Annotated in this window: 14 protein-coding genes; 11 read left to right on the top strand and 3 right to left on the bottom strand. The window is 44.8% G+C overall.

The window, feature by feature from the left end; all coding sequences use genetic code 11:
• The first annotated feature begins 57 nt into the window (after window positions 1-57).
• The 5 genes from MKY66_RS18635 (at window position 58) to leuD (ending at window position 6,763) form a co-directional block, all read left to right on the top strand.
• Complete coding sequence (locus MKY66_RS18635; RefSeq protein ID WP_076209956.1) at window positions 58-1,956, top strand: beta-glucoside-specific PTS transporter subunit IIABC; 1,899 nt, start codon at window positions 58-60, stop codon at window positions 1,954-1,956.
• Window positions 1,957-1,992: 36 nt separating this feature from the next.
• Complete coding sequence (locus tag MKY66_RS18630) at window positions 1,993-2,832, top strand: PRD domain-containing protein (protein ID WP_076209957.1); 840 nt, start codon at window positions 1,993-1,995, stop codon at window positions 2,830-2,832.
• Window positions 2,833-2,877: 45 nt separating this feature from the next.
• On the top strand, window positions 2,878-4,335 hold the full coding sequence (locus MKY66_RS18625) for a glycoside hydrolase family 1 protein (protein WP_076209958.1): 1,458 nt from the start codon (window positions 2,878-2,880) through the stop codon (window positions 4,333-4,335).
• A 372-nt stretch (window positions 4,336-4,707) separates the two neighbouring features.
• Window positions 4,708-6,129, top strand: a complete 1,422-nt coding sequence (gene leuC / locus MKY66_RS18620; protein WP_036607575.1) for a 3-isopropylmalate dehydratase large subunit — start codon at window positions 4,708-4,710, stop codon at window positions 6,127-6,129.
• A 31-nt stretch (window positions 6,130-6,160) separates the two neighbouring features.
• A complete protein-coding gene (gene leuD, locus MKY66_RS18615; protein WP_076209959.1) occupies window positions 6,161-6,763 on the top strand; it encodes a 3-isopropylmalate dehydratase small subunit in 603 nt (200 codons plus the stop codon).
• 199 nt (window positions 6,764-6,962) lie between these two features.
• Here the strand turns inward: leuD and MKY66_RS18610 are convergent, their stop codons facing one another.
• Genes MKY66_RS18610 through MKY66_RS18600 form a run of 3 tightly spaced genes read right to left on the bottom strand, consistent with a single transcriptional unit; the run spans window position 6,963 to window position 10,243 of the window.
• Window positions 6,963-8,435 carry a serine hydrolase domain-containing protein gene (locus MKY66_RS18610; protein WP_076209960.1) on the bottom strand — a complete coding sequence of 491 codons (1,473 nt, stop codon included), beginning with the start codon at window positions 8,433-8,435 and terminating at the stop codon, window positions 6,963-6,965.
• 51 nt (window positions 8,436-8,486) lie between these two features.
• On the bottom strand, window positions 8,487-9,572 hold the full coding sequence (locus MKY66_RS18605; protein ID WP_256704175.1) for an ATP-binding protein: 1,086 nt from the start codon (window positions 9,570-9,572) through the stop codon (window positions 8,487-8,489).
• Complete coding sequence (locus MKY66_RS18600; protein ID WP_036607568.1) at window positions 9,569-10,243, bottom strand: response regulator transcription factor; 675 nt, start codon at window positions 10,241-10,243, stop codon at window positions 9,569-9,571. The genes MKY66_RS18605 and MKY66_RS18600 overlap by 4 nt, the downstream gene beginning before the upstream one ends.
• 276 nt (window positions 10,244-10,519) lie before the next feature.
• Between MKY66_RS18600 and MKY66_RS18595 the strand changes: the two genes are divergently transcribed.
• The 6 genes from MKY66_RS18595 to MKY66_RS18570 all read left to right on the top strand — a co-directional run bounded on the left by MKY66_RS18595 (window position 10,520) and on the right by MKY66_RS18570 (window position 18,266).
• Window positions 10,520-11,926: an N-acetylmuramoyl-L-alanine amidase family protein gene (locus tag MKY66_RS18595; protein WP_076209962.1), complete on the top strand. Its 1,407-nt coding sequence runs from the start codon at window positions 10,520-10,522 to the stop codon at window positions 11,924-11,926.
• Window positions 11,927-12,183: 257 nt separating this feature from the next.
• Complete coding sequence (locus tag MKY66_RS18590) at window positions 12,184-13,593, top strand: N-acetylmuramoyl-L-alanine amidase family protein (RefSeq protein ID WP_076209963.1); 1,410 nt, start codon at window positions 12,184-12,186, stop codon at window positions 13,591-13,593.
• A 35-nt stretch (window positions 13,594-13,628) separates the two neighbouring features.
• Complete coding sequence (locus MKY66_RS18585; RefSeq protein WP_076209964.1) at window positions 13,629-14,300, top strand: GerMN domain-containing protein; 672 nt, start codon at window positions 13,629-13,631, stop codon at window positions 14,298-14,300.
• 72 nt (window positions 14,301-14,372) lie between these two features.
• On the top strand, window positions 14,373-17,111 hold the full coding sequence (locus tag MKY66_RS18580) for an S-layer homology domain-containing protein (RefSeq protein WP_076209965.1): 2,739 nt from the start codon (window positions 14,373-14,375) through the stop codon (window positions 17,109-17,111).
• A 163-nt stretch (window positions 17,112-17,274) separates the two neighbouring features.
• Window positions 17,275-17,970, top strand: coding sequence for an endonuclease III (gene nth / locus MKY66_RS18575; RefSeq protein WP_036607558.1), 696 nt, complete (start codon window positions 17,275-17,277; stop codon window positions 17,968-17,970).
• 23 nt (window positions 17,971-17,993) lie between these two features.
• A complete protein-coding gene (locus MKY66_RS18570; RefSeq protein WP_017687779.1) occupies window positions 17,994-18,266 on the top strand; it encodes a hypothetical protein in 273 nt (90 codons plus the stop codon).
• Window positions 18,267-18,548 lie beyond the last annotated feature (282 nt).

Here is an 18,548-nt window from a genome sequence, read left to right as displayed (position 1 = left end):
CCTACCCTTTTTAGGTCTTTTTTTGTTCCCATCAAGAAAAAATGGCGGAGGTGCACCATGAATCACAAACAATTAGCCCAATCGATTATGGAGCTGGTCGGTGGCAATGATAATATCAACACGTTAATTCATTGCTCTACCAGGCTCAGACTTACCCTGAAGAATCCGGATATGGCGAAGACCCAAGAAATTAAGAGCCTTGATGGTGTTATTGGCGCAGTGAATAGCGGCGGGCAATATCAGGTTATTATCGGTAATGACGTCGCGTACGTCTACAATGAACTTGCCAAGATAATGGATACTCGGCAATCAAACGAAATTCAGGAGAAACAAAAAGCGGATTATAGCCCCAAAGGACTGTTTAATACTTTTGCCAGTGTCATTGCAGGCATTTTCCAACCTATTATCCCAGCCATTGCTGCCTCGGGCATGCTTAAGGCACTGTTGCTACTGGCGACCGTGACCGGCCTGATGTCTAAAGAGAGCCAGACATATACCGTTTTGAGTGTCATGTCTGATGCTGCCTTTTACTTTCTTCCGATTTTACTGGCTTATTCCAGTGCAAATAGATTTAAAACCAACCCCTTTGTTGCCGTTCTGTTTGGTGGAATCATGTTACACCCGAATATGATTGGTTTGCTTGGCGGTGAAGATCCGGTGTCCTTTATTGGCATACCTGTTGCATCCGTTCAATATGCGACATCCGTGGTACCGATTATTTTAACGGTCTGGTTCATGTCTTACATTGAAAAGTTCGCGGACAAGATCTCACCAGGGCCGGTCAAAATTTTCCTTAAACCTTTGATTGTTATTCTCATTGTTGCTCCAGTTGCCCTGATTGTACTTGGACCTCTGGGGATGTATCTCGGAACGGGAATGTCCAACCTGATCTATTGGATTCAGGATAAGATTGGATGGTTGACCGTTGTCATTATGGCTATACTGATGCCTCTGATTGTCATGTTCGGTATGCATAAAGTATTTTATCCTATTATTTTCGCAGCCTTGGCTTCACCTGGATATGAAACACTGGTGCTGGTTGCGATGCTGGCATCCAATATGGCGCAGGGAGCAGGCGCACTGGCGGTGTCATTCAAAACCAAAGACATCAAGCTGAAACAAGTCGCTTTGTCTGCAGGAATTTCAGGTGTATTCGGTATCACGGAACCTGCTCTGTACGGTGTACATTTAAGGCTCAAGAAAACGCTGTTTGCCTGCATGATCGGCGCCGGAGTCGCTGGGTTGTTCGCAGGTATTGTGAATCTCAAGGCATATGCTGCCGTGGGTCCGGGGATTGCATCTATGCCTATGTTTATCAGTGAAGATCATATGAATATTATCTATGCGATTATTACCATGCTGATCTCTGCCATTGTCGCGTTTGTCGCCGTATATGTCATTGGATTTCAGGATGTTGTTCCAACAGCAGAGTCGGTGGCAGGCAGTCCTACAAACCAAGCAAGAGGTGAATCTGAAATCAAGCCATCCACAGGGATCAAATCGAAAAAGATCGTTTTTGCTCCTTTGGAAGGTAAAGTTCTGCCATTAAGTGAGGTGAAGGACGAGGCCTTCTCGCAAGAAGCGATGGGACAAGGTATGGCCATTCAGCCAAGTGTTGGCAAGGTGTTTGCCCCGTTTGATGGTACCGTTGAGACGGTGTTCCGTACCAAACATTCCATCGGTCTGAGATCGGTAGAAGGGGTTGAACTTCTGATTCATGTCGGATTGGATACGGTGAAACTGAAAGGCCAGCATTTTGATGTAAAAGTGAACGAAGGAGAACAGATCTCTCATGGTCAGCTCCTGATTGAATTTGATCTTGAAGCTATACAAGCCGCAGGTTATGACACCACGACCCCTGTAATTGTTACCAATTCCTCGGATTATCTGGAGGTGCTGGGCAATGAATCTGCGGCGACAACAGGACCGGGGAAACCATTAATTACGGTGTTATAACCCGCTGAAATATGAATGAAAGGCAGGCAGCCTGATATGGAAGTCATAAAAATACTGAATTCGAGCATTGTTCTTGCCAGACGTGTTGAGGATGACAAGGAAATTATTGTGATGGGAAAGGGCATCGGCTACAGGAGCAAACCGGGAGATATCGTGGGAGAGGATGAGATCGAGAAGATCTATGTCCTTGAAAATGAAACGATCTCTTCAGATCTCACCGCCCTGATGAAGGAAACACCAAAAGAATATCTGATTCTGGCTGATGAAATCATCTCCCACGCGAAACATACATTGTCCCGCCATCTGAGTGATCATCTCTATGTCGCATTAACAGATCACCTGTATATGGCCATGAAGCGATTCAAGGACAATATGACGATCCAGAACCGAATGTTGTGGGAAGTGAAAAAGTTCTATCCGCAGGAGTTCAATATCGGGTTGCATGGTCTGTCTCTCATTCAAAAACAGCTTGGACTCTCCCTGCCTGAAGAGGAAGCGGCGAATATTGCCTTTCATCTCGTTAATGCGCAGCAAAATGATGACAATATGAATCAGGTCATGCTGATGACCAATACAGTTAAGGATGTACTCAATATTATCAAAATTCACTATCAAGTGGAGCTGGACACACACAGCATCAACTATTCACGCTTTTTGACCCATTTGCAGTTTTTTATTCAACGGCTTTTTGAGCATAAAACATTAAACACACAGGATCATGAGCTCTTTGAGCAGATCGCGAATAAATATCCCCAGGAAGAAGCCTGCGTACTGCTAATCAAGGATTATATTGAAGCCCGGTTTGAACATACGATCTCCAATGAAGAGATGATGTATTTGATTATTCATATCAATCGGGTCATGAGTCGCAATTGAGCAAGAATGAAAGAGTCACAGAGATAATCCAAGGAGGAATACACAATGACCAATACAATAAGAACGTTTCCAGAAGATTTTCTATGGGGAGGAGCGATTGCTGCCAATCAGGCAGAAGGGGCGTGGAATGTAGATGGCAAAGGTCTATCTACAGCCGACATTGCTATCTATCGAAAAGGTGTAGCCAAGAGTGAATATAAGAAACACAATGCGATCAATGAAGAACAGATCAAAACTGCGATGGAGTCTACCTCGGACAGAGAATATCCGAAACGCAGAGGCATTGATTTCTACCACCGTTACGAAGAGGATCTCGCCCTGTTTGGGGAAATGGGACTCAAAACGTTGCGACTATCCATTGCATGGACCCGAATTTTCCCAAATGGCAACGAAAATGAGCCGAATGAAGCCGGTTTGCAGTTCTATGACCGCGTTATTGATGGCATGCTGAAACAAGGGATTGAACCATTGATTACGTTGTCACATTATGAGATGCCGATGTATCTGGTGAATCACCATGGTGGATGGACGGATCGGAAAGTCGTCGAGTATTTTGTTCACTTTTGTAAAACCGTGTTCACCCGTTATAAGGATAAAGTGAAGTATTGGATTACATTTAATGAAATTGACAGCATTGTTCGTCATCCGTTTACGAGTGGTGGTATTGTTCCGGAGCGTTTCGAAAATGTGGAGCAGGCCGTATATCAGGGGTTACACCATCAATTTGTAGCGAGTGCGCTCGCAGTGAAATACTGTCATGAGATCATTCCCGGTTCCCAGATCGGATGTATGCTTACCAAACTGACGACGTATGCTCACACATGTAATCCCGAAGACGTACTCGTTGCTTCCCGGGATAATCAATTCAATCTTATGTTTACGGACGTACAGGTGCGGGGAGCGTATCCGTACTTTACGAAGAGATTTTTTGCCGAAAAAGGGATTAACCTGGATATGCTTGAGGGGGATGAAGAGATTCTGAAAGTACACACTGTGGACTTTATCTCATTCAGTTATTATATGTCCCTCGTATCAAGTGTGGATGGCGACCGATTGGAGCAGGTGAGTGGCAATACAACTGGAGGGGTGAAGAACCCGTATCTACAAACGAATGATTGGGGCTGGCAGATTGACCCGGTAGGTCTGCGCATCTCACTGAATGAACTGTATAGCCGTTACGAGGTACCTTTGTTTATCGTTGAGAATGGTATTGGAGCGGTAGACACGATTGAAGCTGATGGTAGCATTCAGGATGATTATCGTATTGATTATTTCCGTTCTCACATGGAACAGATGCATGAAGCGATTCTGGACGGTGTTGAACTGCTCGGCTATACCAGTTGGGGAGTGATTGATCTGATTAGTTATTCTTCTTCAGAGATGGAGAAACGATATGGCTTTATTTATGTAGATCAGGATAATGACGGCAATGGAACACTGGAGAGAAAACGCAAGAAGAGTTTCTATTGGTACAAAGATGTGATTGCGAACAACGGTTTGTAATACAGTAGTCGGACAAGCGCTCTCTATAGAAGGCGTTGATATGATCATTTTCATTTCATAACAGAAACTAGCAAAGCAGCTCTGGATTCAGGGCTGTTTTTTTATGTTCTAGATAAAAAGCATTGACAGCGAAGCAGCGGAAACGTAGTATAAGACTTATCTGATAATGATAATTGTTATCAATTTAGACCTCTGCGATGAGCAGTGGTTTATTTGTCTTTCTCTTATTATAGGTTAAACCTATTACATCTATAGATATTATATCTTGGAACAATGAAGGACGGGGTGATATATTTATGTCATTCAAGAGCTTCACTTTTTAAAGAAAACAGAGGCTCTTCCAAGGACCGAACTTATAATGAGGTGAAAATGATGAGTAAAAAAACGATGTTTGAGAAAATTTGGGAAAATCACGTAATTCATCAAGAAGAAGGCAAACCAAGCATACTGTATATCGATCTGCATCTGGTGCACGAAGTAACTTCTCCACAGGCATTTGAAGGTCTTCGTCTGAGCGGACGTAAAGTTCGTCGCCCTGAACTGACATTTGCAACAATGGACCACAACGTTCCAACGAAAGACCGTTTCAACATTACAGATCCTATCTCCAAACAACAAATTGATACACTTTCGCAAAACTGCCGTGATTTCGGCGTGAAATTGTATGATCTGGACACGATTGATCAAGGCGTTGTACACGTTATGGGACCTGAACTGGGTCTGACTCACCCGGGTAAAACGATTGTATGTGGTGACAGTCATACGTCCACACACGGTGCGTTTGGCGCACTGGCATTCGGAATCGGAACAAGTGAAGTTGAGCATGTTATGGCAACTCAATGTTTGCAACAAGCAAAAGCCAAAACGATGGAAGTTCGTTTTGTCGGCAAACGTAACCCGGGTGTAACCGCAAAAGACATGATCCTCGCAGTCATCGCCAAATACGGTACAGACTTTGCAACAGGTTATGTTATTGAGTACACAGGCGAATCCATCCGTGAGTTGAGCATGGAAGAGCGTATGACGGTCTGCAACATGTCCATCGAAGGTGGAGCAAGAGCAGGATTGATCGCTCCGGATGAAACAACATTTGAATATCTGCGTGGACGTGAATACGTACCAGCGGATGCGAAGTTTGATGAAGCTGTAGAAGGTTGGAAACAGCTTGTAACCGATGAAGGTGCCGAGTTCGACCATGTGGTTGAAATCGATGTGGAGACATTGATTCCGCAAGTAACTTGGGGAACAAGCCCAGGTATGGGAACCGACATTTCGTCGAAAGTTCCTGTTCCGGCTGAATTGCCTACAGAAAACGAACGCAAAGCGGCTGAAAAAGCGCTTGAATATATGGGACTTGAACCGGGAACACCAATCGCCGAGATTCCAATTGATTATGTATTTATCGGTTCTTGCACCAACGGACGGATCGAAGATCTGCGTGCAGCAGCACAAGTGGCTAAAGGTCACACGGTATCCAGTCAGGTTACAGCAATTGTTGTACCAGGCTCAGGACGTGTTAAAATTCAGGCTGAACAAGAAGGTTTGGATAAAATCTTTACGGAAGCTGGATTTGAATGGCGTGATGCGGGATGCAGTATGTGTCTGGCGATGAACCCGGATGTATTGAAGCCAGGTCAACGTTGTGCTTCGACGTCCAACCGTAACTTTGAAGGACGCCAAGGACGTGGAGGACGTACGCACCTGGTATCTCCGGCAATGGCAGCAGCAGCAGCGGTTAAGGGTCACTTTGTGGACGTACGGGACTGGAATTTCAAAACAGAAGCAGCGATCTAATCTATAACAGACAGAAGGGAGAACGTTTAATATGGAAGAATTCAAAACATTACAAGGCATCGTTGCACCGGTAGACCGGGTCAATGTAGATACAGACGCAATCATTCCGAAACAGTTCCTGAAACGGATTGAACGTACCGGATTTGGACAATTTTTGTTCTATGAATGGCGTTTTGATGAAGAGGGCAACAATAATGCTTCCTTCGAAATGAACAAACCTCGTTATGAAGGGGCATCCATCCTGATCTCACGTGCCAACTTTGGCTGTGGATCTTCCCGTGAGCATGCGCCATGGGCAATTATGGACTATGGATTCCGTTGTGTGATCGCTCCATCTTTTGCAGACATTTTCTATAATAACTGCTTTAAGAACGGAATCTTGCCAATCAAGTTGTCAGAAGAGCAAGTTGAAGACTTGTTCCAACGTACAGCGACACATGAAGGCTATGAGATGAATGTAAGTCTGGAAAACAAAACGATTACTGATGCATACGGACTGCATATCGATTTTGATCTGGATGAGCATCGTCGTCAATTCCTGTTGCAAGGATTGGATGATATCGGTCTGACTCTTCAACATGATGATGAAATCGCTGCTTACGAACAACGCCACGCGGCAAAACTGTTCGGTTAATCGTTAAAGTATCGCATAACAGAAAGCTTCTGCCTCGCCAAAGGGACCTTATTCCCATCGGTGAGACAGAAGCTTTTTGTAATTTTATAAGCTAAATTAGCTTTTTAAGTCAGCTATACATAGAACTCCTGATTTTTCTTAACCGAATACTTCAACAGATACAATAACAGCTGCCTAAATAGAGGACTCTAAAAATCGATTACTGAGGTGAATCCAAACGGTCGTTTTTTGTATTCTGAAAATAGACATAGATATAACAAGCCAAATGCACGAAATTCACTAGTGACCATACCATAAGCCATATGATTGGAGTTGATAGGGTAGTCCAGATGCCAAACCAAGGCAGCACACGTCCTCCGCCGATAAACGTAACCAAGGGGGACAGAGATAAGATAATTAGAACCGGGATCAGTCTTCCGACCGTGATCAGAATCAATTTGCTGATCGTTAGGCGGTGGTTGTTCCGAAGTATGTGGAAATAGCCGTAGATGCCCCATGCAAGCGTAGCGATGATCAGCGCAATCATAATCGTTTCCATATTCCGACCGTTTACAAAAGAGGTTTGGGGTTCTCGGCCCCTCATAATATCCGCTATTCCATCAATAAATGCAGAGTAATTCACAGAAGCGTTTATACCAGAATTAAACATTACGGCAATGCCCATTTGCTCGTTCAAATAAACCAGTTCTTCTGACTTGTAAGTCCATAAAATGCCGCTGTGGGAGATCGTTTGACCGTTAGATGCATCTTGGTCTGCAAGCCAGCCCATGCCGTACGGACTGATATCTCCTGCGGTATGATATTGTTTCATCAGCACAGGGGAAACGAGGCGGCCATTATATTGGGAAAGCATCCATAGGGACATGTCCTCTGCGGTTGAAACGATGCCGGCGGGGCCCTCAATGAACCAAAGCGGTTCGGATTGACTTATAGCGCGTCCCAAGCTCAGGTAATGTCCTAGAGGGATAGTATTATTCTCATAGAATTGCTGCGTTGTATTGACACTGAAGGTATGATTCATTCCTAACGGTTCAAAAATATGTTTTTTCAGATAATCCGAAAAGCGCTCTCCGCTAACACTTTCCACGAGGTTCGCCAGCAGCACGTAATTGGGATTATGATAGCTGTAGGCTGTTCCGGGGATATGGGCAAGTTGAACCGTGTTTAATAATTGGTTCGTTTCAGCCAACGATTGGAATTGCGGAGTCTTTGTCATATCGGGATTTATCTTGTCATTAAGACCACTCGTCTGATTCAGTAAATGACGGACCGTGATATCAAGAACACGGGGGTCATGGGGAGAAAGCTCGGGAAAATAGGAAGCGTAAGTCGCATCCAAGTTGATCCGACCCTTGTCTACTAGCTGCAGAACAGCCAATGCAGTAAAGGACTTGCTTAGTGAAGCAATGGGAAAAGGGGTGTTGCCCGTAACCTTCTGGCCATCCGCAAATGTCCCGTAGCCTTTTGCGTAAAAGACCTCATCGTTATTGGCAATCGCCAGTGAAGCAGCCTTAATGTGATTGGTCTTCATGCTCCGATTCATATATTCGTCGATCTCCTGCAGAACTTCTGTCCTGTCTCTGGCTTCATTGGCGGATAAGGGGGACGCCCACGCGGTACATAACAACAAACAGCTAATTGTGATATACATTCTTTTTTTCAGTTTTAGCATGATAACACTCCTTGAATTCAAGATAAGGAGATGTTATCAGATCATTTTCAACTATTTATCAACTTGGGTCCTAATACTTGCCGTGACGCTTCCACCTCCGTTAGGACCGTTTGCAATCCGAAGACTACCTTCATGTTTTTCGCAAAACACCTTGCAAACGTAAAGGCCCAGCCCGCGATGTTCGCTCGCATCCCATACTTCGCCTCGGTAAAAAGGGAGTATAGCCTTACTCAGGGCTTCGTCAGAGAAACCAGGACCGTCCTCTGAGACGGTAATCTTCATAATGCCTCCCTGAACGTCATAATGGACGTTCACTTGACTGGCTGCGTATCTCGCCCCATTAGCCACTAGATTCTCAAAAATCTGCATGACGAGATAGGGATCTACATGTACTGAGGCATTATCATATTCCACGGAAGAAATGAAACGAATACCGAACTGTTTCGCGATTTGTTCAGCGCTGCCATCCAGCAAAGCCGTCAATGAGATCGTATCCATCGATTGGAAGTTCAACGGCACATCCTCCAGCCTCTGAATGGAGTTCATGGCCTCTGCATAACTCTCCAGACGCAAGATGTGAAGGTTCATAGTATGGATCAAGTCCAGCACCTTTTCTTCCGACAACTTCTTCTCGGGAAGATAGGTGGCAAGAAGCTCGGCGTTTCCTTTTAACACGGACAGGGGTGTTCTCAGATCATGGGCAAAAATAGCATTGATCTGCTTGCGCTCTTCAACCGAACGCCAAAGTGTCTTAAGGTTTTTTTCCAATTGTGAGCGCATGTTTTCAAATAGCGTGATCAGCTCGCCCATCTCATCCTGGCTGTCATAGGAAATGCGGAAGTCTAGATCGTTGGCTGAAATGTTCTCGGATGCTCGTTTTAATAGCTCCAGCGGACGTTTTAGCTTCCATCTGTAAAATAGAACGGCCATGGTGACAATACCAGTCGCTACGGTGAGCAGAACCGCCGTGACGAGGGAGGGCATCACCCAATCCGTATCTCCGAAACGCAGCCGCAGGTTCTCCGCCCAAGCAAACTCCATGGTTATAACGGCCAGCACGGCAATGAGTGTGACCACACACAACAGCATAAAAGAGTGCAGTAAGGACAATCGCTTTAAAAACAGGAGTCTAGTCATGAACTTGGCCATTTGTAGCCTACTCCCCAAACGGTCTCGATTTGATTATCACAGCCGTATTCCTTTAATTTGTAACGAATTCGCCGGATATGCTCTGCGATGACGTTACTGTCACCTTGCTCGTCCATGCCCCAAATCTTTTCGTATATGCGTTCCTTTCCAAACACCATATCAGGATGCGTGGACAGCAATTCGACAATATCAAACTCTTTTTTGGGCAGTGAAATTCGCTTATCCAGGTAGTAGAGCTCCCTGGCCGTATAATCAATGACCAATTCATTGTTAAACCTTACCGAAGATTTAGTTTGGATTCGTTGTTCCCTGCGTATATGTGCTTCGACCCTGGCGCCCAACTCGCGAATGCTGAAAGGTTTCAGGATATAGTCATCGCCTCCGGCACGAAATCCTGCTATTTTATCAGCATCTTCGATTCGAGCCGTTAAGAATAAGATCGGGCAAGAGACAAAGTCGCGAATTTTTTCACATAATTGAAGGCCGTTCTGTTCAGGCATGTTGATATCTAACAAAACGAGATCGGGTTGTTTTTCCACTTTCCGCAGCGCTTCACGGCTGTCCTTGGCCGTCATGACGGAATAACCGTTAATTTCAAAATAATCAGTCAGTAGCTTTCGAAGATCTGCTTCATCGTCCACGATCAGTATTTTAGGCATCAAGGCTCAGTCTCCTGTATTCAAGTATTTGAACTCAGCATAGCAAAAATGGATGAGAAATGTAATTTCCATATGATTTCGGGTACTGGACGAATGGAGAAAGTAACCTTTTTGCCACTCAGTTTCCGACTAAATATGACAACGTTGTAACCGGATGATCAGACAATATCTGATAAACTGATTAGTAGATTATGGAAGGTTACATATTGTCATTGATGTTACGCTGCAGAGAATCAGGTCGGATGTTCAAAAGACAAAAAGAATGGTGGATGAGGTATGAAAAAATGGTCGGCAGCAGTCGTTTTTCTTCTGTTCCTATGTTTATTCCCAATCATGGCCCATGCAGACACCACTCCATCGATTGTACTCGACGGTGTAATCATTAACCAGCAGACGGGTGCACCTGCAGAGAATATCGGGAAAACGGTCATGGTTCCAATTCGAATTGTATCCGAGAACCTGGGTTATAAGGTGAAGTGGGAGAAGGAAACTCAGTCAGTCCTGGTTCAAAAAGGAAACAGCATGATTCAAATGACGGCTGGCAAAGATGCAGCAACAGTGAATGGAAATGTGGTGAACCTGGATTCGCCCCCACTAATCAAACAGGGAACTACGCTTGTTCCGTTACGCTTTGTTGGGGAAGGCATGGGTCTGCGTGTTGGCTGGGACAATGGAACCAAGACAGTAAGCCTATTTAGTATTCCTCCCGTAGTTGAAACGGAAGGTGACAGTGACCCCGTCGAGGCACCAGTCCCGGATGGTTTGACAGAACTTCAAGGCATCAGCTTCAGCGGAGATCGCTTAGTTGTAGCAACCAACGGTAATATTAGCCCCAAAGTATCCAGTATTGGTGGGCCAGACCGAATTATTGTTGATCTGCCTTCAGCGACATTTTCTGAGGAATTCATTCAGGGACAAGCCTCTAACCCGGATGGCAGTGGACAGATTCTCGTTACGGATTCATCCATAGTCTCCAAAGTCCGGTATGCCATGTTCAGTAAATCGCCTTCTACCGTGCGTGTCGTTCTGGATCTGAATCAGACGGCTACAGCCAAATGGTCTGTTGGAGACAACAATGTCTTGCTCGTTGACCTGACAGCCACGATTGGAGAACCGACAAGCCAACCGGCAGTACCTACCAATGATGGCAAAACGATTGTGGTCATTGATCCGGGACATGGTGGTCGTCAATCGGGTGCAGTGAGTTTGTCAGGAGCTTATGAGAAGGATTTCAATCTGGCTGTAGGGCTGAAGGTACAGGCAATTCTTCAACAATACCCAAATATTCAAACAGTCATTACACGCCAGGATGATACAGAACTTTCGCTCAAACAGCGTGTGGATATTGCAGAATTGAATCAGGCAGATGTTTTTGTATCCATTCATGGAAACAAATTCACTACACCGGTACCAAACGGCATTGAAACGCTCTACAGTCGTAAAGAAAGCAAGACATTGGCTGATACTCTTCACAAATATGTGTTGCCGGTAACAGGACTTAAGGATCGTGGGGTTAAAACGGCTAGTCTGCATGTGACGCGTGAAACAACCATGCCTGCTGTGTTACTTGAACTTGGTTTTTTAAGTAACCCTACCGATGAAGCAGTTATGCTCACGGAAGAATACCAGGACAAATGTGCACAGGCGATTGTGGACGGAATTGTTGAATTTTTGGGACTGTAAGTTGAGTTGTGCGCAAATATGAAGGTTAGGGTATTACGTTGTTTGGAGATGTATACTTGATAAATAAGGAAAAAAGAAGACATTAAAATGTAAAAAAAGCTTGATCTGACAACGTTTTTTTTCTGTTATGTTGGAATATATTCGCAACTTTTGAGAGCGAAGGGCGTCTAATAGGTGTCTGGTAATGCCCAAGCGGTCAGTCGGAGTTGGAAATGACAACATGCGGCAAAAAAATATGAGAATGGTAGGGGTGAAGGATGAAGAAGTTCGGTTTTTTGGTACTGTTATTTGTCTTTGGGCTCGTATTCCCGGGCTATAGTCACGCAGCAACAGACACGAAAATTATCCTAGACGGAAAAGAAATCGTACAGCCATCGGATACAAAAGCGGAAATTATCAACAGCAAGGTGATGGTTCCGATCCGGGTTGTGTCTGAAAATCTTGGGTATAGCGTGGAGTGGAAGCAGCAAACGCAAACGGTGACTATTAGCAAAGACAACACTGCCATGCAGATGATTGTTGGACAGAAGACGGCAACGGTGAACGGCAGTAACGTAAACCTGGATGCCCCGCCACTCGTGAAAAATGGTACTACGCTCGTACCTCTCCGATTTATTGGTGAGGAAATGGGTCTTAAGGTGGGTTGGAACAATACCACGAAGACGGTAACATTAGTTACCCAGAATTCAGGTTCCGGAAACGGGACAACCACACCTCCGAACTCTGGCAATGAAGGCGGAGGATCGGATCAGGAAGGTCTTGTACTGGTGAACGGCATCAGCTTCAGCGACAACCGCTTCATGATTGCAACAAGCGGAAGTACGAAGCCGAACGTCTTCACGATGACAGGACCAGATCGAATCGTTATAGACTTGCCGGATACCGCATTTGCTGATTCGTTCAGTGAAGGACAGGCTCTAGACAGCAACCAGAATGGACAACTCGTCGTTAGCGGCTATCCGGATGTGTCGAAGATTCGTTACTCGTTATACAGCAACAGTCCATCTACAATTCGTTTTGTAATCGATCTGTCCAGTTCAAAAGGGTACAGTGTGCAAAATGATTCCGGACTGGTTATGATTAACCTCGACAATCAAAGTGGTACTCCTGCTCCTCCGGTTGGTAATAATGGCAAAAAAGTTGTTGTTATCGATGCAGGTCACGGAGATCAGGATCCTGGGGCAATCGGTGTAACTGGTAAACGTGAAAAAGACTTCAATCTGGCAATGGCTCTGAAAGTGGAAGCCTTGTTGAAAAAAGAATCCAAAATTGACGTTGTGTTAACGCGCAGCGATGATACATTTTTGGCATTGAAAGAACGTGTGAAGATTGCACAAGACATAAAAGCGGATATCTTCATCTCCATTCATGCTAACAGTGGCCCTACTGCTGCGAACGGTGTAGAGACATTCTATACACGCTCCAACAGCAAAGCACTTGCTACAGTGATGCACAAGTATCTTTTGCAGTCTTCCGGACTGAAAGATCGTGGAGTGAAAACGGCAAGTCTCCATGTAACCCGTGAAACGACAATGCCAGCAGTTCTGCTGGAAGGTGGATTCCTTAGCAATAAGAGCGACGAAGCAGCCCTGTTCACGGAGAGTTTCCAGAACAGTGTAGCCAAAGGTATTGTTGCAGGAATCAAGGAGTATCTGGGAATTCAATAAGGGACAAGCCCTTATGTTGAGGAGGCGGAGTTAGAATGAACAAGAAAATATGGATTGCAGCCTTGCTGGTAACAGTTATGGCAGTTGCTGCTGGATGTGGAAGCAAGCCAACAGCTGCTCCGAATCAGACGCAAGGCGCAGGAACTGAAACTAATGTGACCGAGGTTGAAGGCGAAACAATTACCGAACCGGCAACCGCTGAACCTGAAGAGAACACAACACCTACAGAATCCACGGAAGGCAGCTCAGAGGAAGTGACCACTCCGCCTAGCGGAACGTCTACTGAAACACCAGCAACTTCGGAAAGTAATGAAAAGAAAACGATCACTGTATTCTATACGGATGAAGAAGAACTGGAGTTGCACAAAGCTTCGGCTGAGATTTCATACGCATCAGATGATGCCAAATATAAAGCTGCCTTTGAATCACTGCAACAGAGCAAAGACGCTAAACTTGTTCCGCTGTGGTCTAAAGAAATTGAATTGAAGTCTGTTCAGTTCAAGGATGGAGCTCTTACGCTGGATATTCATATGCCAGATACGGCACGTCTTGGAGCAGGTGGAGAATCGTATGCGCTGGATGCTCTAAAACAAACGTTCTTCCAGTTTGATGAAGTAAAATCACTTGATTTACTGGTGGATGGTCAGCAAACGGAGAGTCTGATGGGCCATGTGGATCTTGAACATCCAATGACAAGATCCGAATAGGCTGTACAGCTTGCTGTTGTACCGTGAATCCACGGAATATGGGTCGTTTTACATGAGAGAGGGGAATCATAGGTGACTTTTAAATATAACAATCCATCACACTCTAAAAAAGTAGTATCAGCCGTGCTTGCAGGCATGATGGCCCTTAGCGCCGGCGGAGCTGCCATGGCAGCAGAATCAACAGAAACGGGGCAGGGTCAGACTGCTGCAATAATAAATACGGCTGCACCAACTGGTTTGTTCAGTGACATCAAGGTCGGATACTGGGCTGAAAAACATGTGTACAAACTGGCATATCAAGGCATTCTTCTCGGTAACAACGGCTTGTTCCGTCCAGGAGACGCGGTAACACAGCAAGAAGCCGTAACGATGGCAATCCGTTTTATGAATCAAGAGGGCCAGTTGAATACCGACACGGCTGCGGCATTACCGACAAACATGGAAGTGGGAAATTATTTCAAGCCATATGTCGCGCTGGCACTTCAACTGGGACTGATTGACAAAACGGAAGAATCAACGGTGGATGTATCCAAGACATCCTGGGGTCAAAAACCGGCTTCACGGGAATGGATTACGAAATTGTTAATCCGTTCATTGGACAAGGATGCTGAAGCGAAGGCACAAAACAATCAATCTACCGGATTTGCTGATAATGCAAGTATTTCCGAAAGTGGTAAAGGTTATGTTAATCTGGCTGTTAGCCTGGATCTGGCCAAAGGTGTGGAAGGCAACAAATTCAATCCAACCGGTTCCGTAACCCGTGCTCAACTGGCTACCTTCTTCAGTCGTGGTGAATCGTTAACGGATACAGCGTACCCGAACACATCCACGGGTTATGTGACAGGATTGAAAGATGGGCAGATCACGCTGGTTGTGGACGGCAAAGCCGTTAACTTCGCAGTGAACAGCAGTACACCTTACTTTACGAAAGACAGTGAAACTCGTGTTTCCTCCACAGATGTGAAGCTATATACGAAAGTTATGGTTGTAGGTTCTGCAGGTGGGGCTTCCTATGTGGAAGTTGTTGATGCTACACCGCAGGTGGAAAGTGTTGAAGGTACATTTGCACGTTCATTGTCTGGTAATAAAATTGGTATCTTTGTGGGCGAGAATTACGAAACGTACAGTTATGATGAGGCAACTGCATTCATCGATCAGAATGGTAATGCAATCAAACTATCCGATATTACGGCAGATAGCATCATCGAAGTACTGCGTGAGACGTTCTCGACTGACAAAAAAACAGTTGCTATTCGTGTGAAATCCGGCATTGTTAACAAGAGTGACAATGGCGTAGTTGCTGAAGTATCCACTTCTGGCAAAACGATCAAACTTGTCAATGCAGCGGGTGCAACAGAGCAGTTTGCATACAATGACAATCTGCTTATCACATATCAAAACCGTATCATGTCAGTGGCTGATCTCAAAGCCGGCAGTGCCGTGAAATACACCGTAAAGGACAGTGTCTTGCAAACTATTACATTGTCTCAAGGTGTGGAGCAATCTGTGCGCGGAACATTGGTTGAGATCGGTGGCAACCAGTCCACGTTAACGTTCAAACGTGAAGGGGGTTCCCTTGAGGCGAAACTGCTGACTGAAAAGCCAGAAGTCATTATCAATGGCATTCAGGATGCAACGCTGAATGATCTCATCACGGATGCAACGAACGGGGATCAGGTGGAGTTGACATTGAACTCTGACGACCAGGTAACGCGTATTCAGGTGATTGGACGTCAAATGGAACCTATGAACGGAGTAACGGTTGTATCTTACAACAGCAAAACAAAGGTACTTACCGTGTTGGACAACAACAAGAAACCGTTTGTATTTACATTGGATGAGAAAACCAAACTAGATTACAATACGACCAAACCTACACTGGCTGGTCTGGAGTCATTCTTAAATGATGGCCGCAAATTGGATCTGACCTATGTGGGAACACGTGCATTGTCCATTAAAGTGATTTACAAGTATGAAGGTACGATCAGCAACATTGATACTTCTGGCAAGAAAATCAGTGTGTTGTCTGGTAATCAGACGATTACAGTGCCTTATACTACAGCACCTACGGTTGAAATCTATAACAAATCGGGCGCAAGTCTGGGAGATTTGAAGATTGGTGACAAAGTGACCGTAACGCTTGGAGCAAATCAGGATGTAGTGCAGAAGGTTGCACTGAACACTGTGGCTCAATTCGAAGTGGTTGCCTTGGAAGCAAATAGTCGTATTCGTGTAAAATCCGATCTGTTGACAAGTCAGTTCTACGTGGATCAAGCCGTACTGACAGGAGAGAGTGGTCAGACGATCACGCCTTCACAACTGACAGCAGGCAACCTGATTAATGTAACGTTTGAAGGAGCTACGCCAAAAGCGGTTCAAGTCGTGAAGCGTACGCTGGCTGAAGTTACAGCGGTGGATGCTTCATCTGTAACGCTCAAACAGTTTAACGGCCAGACTGAAACCGTGCCTGTTAGCGGTTCTGTTAAAGTCGTGAAATCTGGCTCTACCTTAGCTTCACTGACGAGTCTTACGGTTGGAGATCGTGTCGAAATGACAAAAGATACGGATAATTCAACACGCTTCAGAGTGCTGACTGTCATGAGTAAACAATTCTGGTCTTATGATGGTGTAGGTAACCAGATTTTGGTTAAACGGGAAACAACAACAGACACGAACTATCGTTTTGCACTCGGATCAAGTGTATTTGTTCACCAGGGTGACAATACTTTAAGCGTGCAATCTCTCAGAGATAATGATAATATTGTATTGTATCTCCTGAACAATGTTATTTTGGAGATTCAAAAACAGTAATCGTTTCTTTTCGAGGATCAAAAGAATGACCGTCTTGATACGGGATCTTTCCCGCATCAAGACGTTTTTTTTGCAAGCTTTTTGAGATCCCCGCAAAGTACTTGGATGAAGCTTCGAAGTAAGGCTCCGCAGAGTGGGGTCATTTTGTGGGAGGTAGCTCTTCATGAATGCAGCGACGGTTAGACATATACTCGAAACTATGGAAGCAATGTTTCCTGATGCACATTGCGAATTAAATCACAGCAATGCATTTGAATTGACGGTAGCTGTCCTTTTGTCTGCCCAGTGCACGGATGAAACGGTGAACAAGGTAACCGCAGATTTGTTCCAGAAGTACAGAAGCCCAGCAGATTATCTGGCGGTTCCTCTCGAAGAGTTGGAACAGGATATTCGGCGAATCGGTTTGTACCGGAACAAGGCCAAGCATATTCAGAACATGTGCCGAATTTTAATAGAGCAGTATGGCGGTGATGTACCGCAGGAACATGATCAGCTTGTGACGCTACCAGGTGTCGGGCGGAAAACCGCGAATGTAGTTGTTTCCAATGCGTTTGGAGTACCGGCAATTGCGGTAGATACTCATGTTGAACGTGTATCCAAGCGGCTGGCGCTTGCAGGTTGGGATGACTCCGTACTTGAAGTCGAAAAGAAACTAATGAAGCGCGTACCCCGGGATGAGTGGACTTTAACTCACCACCGGTTTATATTTTTTGGACGCTACCATTGCAAGGCACAGAACCCTGCGTGTCATATCTGTCCATTGCTGGACATATGCAGGGAAGGGAAAAAACGTATGAAAACGTCCCAAATCAGGAAAGATAAGGAACGTGTCACCACCCGAAAACGAAAAATAAATTAATGAGCAGAAAAGGATGAATAATCATGAAATGCATTTCCGTGTACACTGACAATTTTGAGGCCTTCTCCGATATCTTTGAACAAATCGTTGAACAGGAAATGGCTGAAAATGAAGAAAAAGAAGTAGAAGGCATCACAGTAAGCCACTCTGGCGATGTGCCTGAACATTATCTGGAGCGTATGTCCGTTAAACCAGAAGTTGTTGTTATGAGAGACAAAGGCAGAGACATTACAATTCTGCAACATGGACAAGTATTTGAAATCTTGCTGCCTTCCATGGAGAACGCAGTTTCATAAGAAGTGATTACACTATTGTTTCTGTTGTATTAATGTCATGAGGATTGTTGTGGTTACGGTGATCGCATCGCATTCATGCAACAGACACTTGGCGTAAGCATTTGCTAAATACCGAGTATAAAACGTATTACAGATAAAACCGACTTGTTCGGTTTTATTTTTTTTAGATTATAGAACGTATACGTTCATTTATGTATATTCAATTCCAACCGTTCAAATTCAAACTTGATAATGTTAAAATAAATGTTGTAAAAGAGATAGACGTCGAAACCGATGTCAAAT

The organism is Paenibacillus sp. FSL R5-0766 (genome assembly GCF_037971845.1).
GTDB lineage: Bacteria > Bacillota > Bacilli > Paenibacillales > Paenibacillaceae > Paenibacillus.
The sequence above is the reverse complement of the archived record's forward strand: the minus strand, read 5'-3'. Positions and strand labels throughout refer to the sequence as shown.